The sequence below is a fragment of the uncultured Boseongicola sp. genome, assembly GCF_937988555.1.
Lineage (GTDB): Bacteria > Pseudomonadota > Alphaproteobacteria > Rhodobacterales > Rhodobacteraceae > Boseongicola.
Genome location: NZ_CALJXO010000060.1, coordinates 1 through 4,391 on the forward strand (window position 1 = coordinate 1; position 4,391 = coordinate 4,391).

Here is a 4,391-nt window from a genome sequence, read left to right on the forward strand (position 1 = left end):
CAAAGACTACAAAATCCGTTAAATCAAATCGCATACAAGTCGCTCCATTGGGCAGACGGAATGCAATATCAGTGCGGGTCCAATCAAGTACCGGCATAAAGTTATAGCAAACGATGCCAATACCCGCAGCAGAAAGGTTGCGAAGGCTTTGTTTGTAATTGGCAATATGTGTTCGCCATTCGCCTTGCTGTTTCTTGACATCCTCAGAGACAGGCAGGCTCTCGACAACTTCCCAGTTCAATCCGGAAGGCACGTTATCTGCCTGCCGTGAAATTTCGTTTTGTCTCTGTGCGATTTCAGCTGCAGTCCACACGTCCCCAGTGGGCACGTGATGCAACGCTGACACGACGCCCTCCACACCTGCCTGAAGCATATCATTTAGTGTGACCTGATCTGCCGGTCCGAACCATCGCCAAGTTTGCCTCATTTTTCTCTCCTTCGACACCGTGCACATTCAATCAGATTACGGTAAAAATGGCATACACCATACTTCCATACAAGATTATTGACTTGTATGGAAGTATGGTGAATATGGGATTCGGAAGGACAATTAATGCCGTTTGCGCACGGTCCGGTTTGGGATCTTGATCACTCTTTGCCCATTGGGCCGCAGCTCCACCGAATATTGCGTGAACGGATCGTCAGAAATGATCTGGCATCAGGCAGTAAAATTTCTGAATCGGAAATCGCCAAATCCTATTCGATAAGTCGCCAGCCAGTCCGTGAAGCTTTCATCAAGTTATCCGAAGAGGGGCTGATTTTGATCAGACCTCAGCGCAGTACAATTGTAAGAAAGATTGACCCGGTCACAGTTCTTGAGGCCCGGTTCGTGCGCGAGGCCATCGAAGCAGACATCGTAAAGCTTCTGGCGAAGAGATCTGATCCTGCTGTTATAAAGGAGCTTCGCGCCCAATTGGCCGAGCAGCAGCGTGTGGCACACAACGATCCAACCCGCTTCATTCTGCTGGACGAACTCTTTCATTGGACGCTTGCTGAGGCCGCTGACAAAGCGAATGTCTGGAGATTCATCGAAGGACTGAAGTCACAGATGGACCGGGTTAGGTTCCTGAGTTTCAGCCTCTTCCCGACGACCAAATTGATCGAGCAACACAAAGAGATTGTTGATTCCATCGAGACCGGAGACGTCAGGCAAGCAGAGATGTCGATCCGCGTTCATCTCAATGAGATTCTGACAGATCTCCCCGCAATTCAGGCCGAAAATCCTGATTTTTTTGTTGAAACGCAACAATAGACACCACTCAACAACACACCCTGGAGGAAGACTATGAAATTAACTAAGGCACTTACAACGATCATCGTAGCTGGGATTGCTTCCCAGTTCATTGGTGGCGCGGCCATCGCACAGGATATGACGCTGAAGCTTGGTCACTTGGCCAACGAGTCAAACCCTTGGCACAAAGCATCTGTCAAATTCGGTGCAGAGCTGTCCCGGCTGACAGACGGGCGCATAGCCGTTGAGGTGTTTCCCAACGAGTCGCTCGGCAAGGAAATTGACCTTATTAATGGCATGCAGCTTGGGACAGTTGACATGACAATCACGGGAGAAAGCCTGCAGAACTGGGCACCAATGGCCGCACTTCTGGCCGTGCCTTACGCCTACAAATCTATCGAGCATATGGACCAAGTCGCTAGCGGTGATATCGGTGATCAGATCAAGGCACAGATAATTGAGAAAGCTCAAATCCGTCCCATCGCCCACTTTGCCCGTGGTCCCCGCAACCTGACATCAAACCGTCCCATTCCTTCACCCGACGACCTGAACGGTCTGAAGATGCGGGTGCCGAATGTGCCGCTGTTCGTTGATGTATGGAAATCACTTGGAGCCAACCCTGGCCCAATGGCGTTCTCCGAGGTATTTACATCGCTTCAAAACGGGACAATCGACTCTCAGGAAAACCCACTCGCGCTGATCCGCTCTGCGAACTTCAATGAAGTTCAAAGCCATGTGAACATGACAGAGCATGTGCGTTCCTGGATTTATCTGACCATCGCAGAATCCACATGGGGCAAGCTGTCTGCCGAAGACCAGGCCGCAGTCATGCAAGCGGCGGCTCTTGCACAAGCCTATGAGCGTGGATTGTTCGAGGCGTCAATTGATGCTGATCGCGCCTACCTTGAAGGACAGGGCATGACATTTGTCGAAGTTGACGGTGCCGCTTATGCAGCCAAAGCCAAGGATGCTGTGTTGGCCAATGTTAACGCCGAGATAAAACCAATCGTTGAAGGTCTTTTTGCCCAATAAAACAGGTGTATAGCCTAAAGTGCGGGGCCGGTTTCGTTCCGGCCCCGCATTCAATTAAGCCTGAGGATTTTCGATGTCGATCCAGAGCATTCAAACAATCGTCGTGAAAGCGTGCCGCGCAGGGGTTGGCCTTGCGTTCTGCGTGCTGATCGGCGCGGTCTTGTATCAGGTTATCGGTCGGTCGATCGGAATGTCGTCGGTCTGGACCGAGGAATTGACGCGATATGCGTTGCTGTATCTTGCAGCATTTGGTGTTGGTCTATCGTTACTGAGTGGGGACCTGGTAAATGTCGACGTCATCTGCGAGTCCTTACCCGGCGAATGGCCGCGGCGCCTGCGGCTATTTTCGGCTACAGTAACAGCCTTTCTATGCCTCATTTTGCTAGGCCCGGCATGGAAATACACCTCCATCGGGGTCCTCCAAACTTCGGCTGCAATGGGACTGCGGATGGACTTTGTCCACGTCAGTATTCTGGTGTTGCTGGTCCTGTTGCTCGTATTTTCTGGTCTGCGGGTTGTTTCAATGCTCTGGGCAGGGACCTCCGGGCTCCCCGAGAAATACGGAGATGACGCCTGATGGATGTCACAATACTAATTACGGTGTTTCTGCTTGGTCTGATCACCGGTGTACCGGTCGCAATTTCGCTTGGTGTGGCTTCCCTCGCCTACTTGTTTTTCGCCGACATCCCTTTTGTGGTGATGCCACAAAAGATGTATGCGGGCATGGATGTGTTCGTTCTTCTGAGTATTCCGGGGTTTATACTTGCCGGTAACCTGATGAACAGCGGCGGCATTACAGGGCGGATCATTCGCTTTGCAAACGCTTTGGTTGGCTGGATACGCGGCGGACTTGGTCTCACAAATATTGCGGCCTCTATGCTGTTTGGCGGCATCACCGGGACGGCGGTGGCTGATGCGGCCTCTATTGGCGGCGTCATGATTCCCGGGATGAAAAAGGCCGGATATCCGGCAGATTTCGCGGCCGCTGTAACAGCGGCGTCCTCAACTGTAGGACCAATCATTCCGCCAAGTGTTCCGATGATCATCGTCGGTGCCCTCTCTGGAATTTCAGTGGGCAAGATGTTCCTTGCTGGTGCCGTTCCGGGCATTCTGATGGGGCTGGCGATGATGGTGACCTGCTACATCATATCGGTCAAAAAGAACTTTCCACGACAGGAGTGGAAGGGCGTATCCGAGCTAGCGCTTTCTTTCTCCTCGGCGTTTTGGGCGCTAGCGATGACAGGATTGATTATCTACGGACTGCTAAGCGGGCTTGCGACACCAACGGAAACGGCCGTGGTCGCAAGCGTCTATGCGCTGGTCGTTGGCGCCTTCGTCTATCGCGAACTGAAACTATCGGATGTTCCGAAAATTCTGATAGACAGCGCCGTGTCTTCGGCCGCTATTCTTGTTCTTGTAGGATTTGCCAATGTATTCGGATGGATATTGGTTTCAGAACGCATCCCGCAAGCAATAGCATCTGGTGTGCTTTCCGTCACCGACAACAAGTTCCTGGTGATCCTGATCATCAATCTCCTGTTGCTCTTTGTGGGCATGTTTATGGAAACGATTGCGGCCTTGATAATCCTGTTTGTTCCACTTCTCGCTCTGGCGCAGGGGGTCGGGATAGAGCCGCTTCACTTTGCGACTTTCGCAGTCTTGAACCTAATGATCGGGCTAACAACTCCGCCAGTGGGGGTTTGTCTGTTCGTTTGTGCCAATATTGCGCGGCTGCCGCTCACACCTGTCGTCTGGGCCATCCTTCCCTTTCTGGCAACCAATATCATTGTGCTGTTGCTGGTCTCTTACATTCCCGCATTGGCTACATGGTTGCCTTCCGTTCTGATGCCCTAGGAGTAATCCATGCAAACGCGTCTCTGCCGATTGTACGGCCAAAAAGACATCCGTATTGAAACCGCCGATGTCTCGGCTCCGCGTGGCGGAGAAGTCCTTGTCCAAATAGGGGCTGGAGGTATCTGCGGATCAGATCTGCATTACTATCAGGACGGTGGGTTCGGACCGATCCGTGTCAAAGAGCCTATTGTTCTCGGTCATGAAGTCGCCGGAACCGTGTGCGACATTGGCCCCAACGTCACCAGTCTCAAACCCGGTGATCGGGTTGCCCTTA

At 52.1% G+C, this 4,391-nt stretch carries 6 protein-coding genes; 5 read left to right on the forward strand and 1 reads right to left on the reverse strand.

Annotated elements, in window-relative coordinates; genetic code table 11:
- Nucleotides 1-427: mannonate dehydratase (locus tag Q1B15_RS03615; protein ID WP_299750283.1), on the reverse strand; the 427-nt coding region annotated here is incomplete at its 3' end.
- Nucleotides 428-553: 126 nt separating this feature from the next.
- Between Q1B15_RS03615 and Q1B15_RS03620 the strand changes: the two genes are divergently transcribed.
- The 5 genes from Q1B15_RS03620 to Q1B15_RS03640 all read left to right on the forward strand — a co-directional run.
- On the forward strand, nt 554-1,252 hold the full coding sequence (locus tag Q1B15_RS03620) for a GntR family transcriptional regulator (protein ID WP_299750286.1): 699 nt from the start codon (nt 554-556) through the stop codon (nt 1,250-1,252).
- Between the two features lie 33 nt (nt 1,253-1,285).
- Nucleotides 1,286-2,263: a TRAP transporter substrate-binding protein gene (locus Q1B15_RS03625; protein WP_299750289.1), complete on the forward strand. Its 978-nt coding sequence runs from the start codon at nt 1,286-1,288 to the stop codon at nt 2,261-2,263.
- A 73-nt stretch (nt 2,264-2,336) separates the two neighbouring features.
- Entirely contained in the window at nt 2,337-2,840 is a 504-nt protein-coding gene (locus tag Q1B15_RS03630) for a TRAP transporter small permease subunit (RefSeq protein WP_299750292.1), read from the forward strand.
- Nucleotides 2,840-4,117 carry a TRAP transporter large permease gene (locus tag Q1B15_RS03635; RefSeq protein ID WP_299750295.1) on the forward strand — a complete coding sequence of 426 codons (1,278 nt, stop codon included), beginning with the start codon at nt 2,840-2,842 and terminating at the stop codon, nt 4,115-4,117. Before Q1B15_RS03630 ends, Q1B15_RS03635 begins: the two co-directional genes overlap by 1 nt.
- Nucleotides 4,118-4,126: 9 nt before the next feature.
- On the forward strand, nt 4,127-4,391 hold a 265-nt coding region (locus Q1B15_RS03640), incomplete at its 3' end, for an alcohol dehydrogenase catalytic domain-containing protein (RefSeq protein ID WP_299750298.1).

Bases quoted from the DNA above. Each gene is read 5' to 3' on its own strand.
- Q1B15_RS03620 (WP_299750286.1), top strand. From the start codon at position 554: ATGCCGTTTGCGCACGGTCCGGTTTGGGATCTTGATCACTCTTTGCCC.
- Q1B15_RS03625 (WP_299750289.1), top strand. From the start codon at position 1,286: ATGAAATTAACTAAGGCACTTACAACGATCATCGTAGCTGGGATTGCT.
- Q1B15_RS03630 (WP_299750292.1), top strand. From the start codon at position 2,337: ATGTCGATCCAGAGCATTCAAACAATCGTCGTGAAAGCGTGCCGCGCA.
- Q1B15_RS03635 (WP_299750295.1), top strand. From the start codon at position 2,840: ATGGATGTCACAATACTAATTACGGTGTTTCTGCTTGGTCTGATCACC.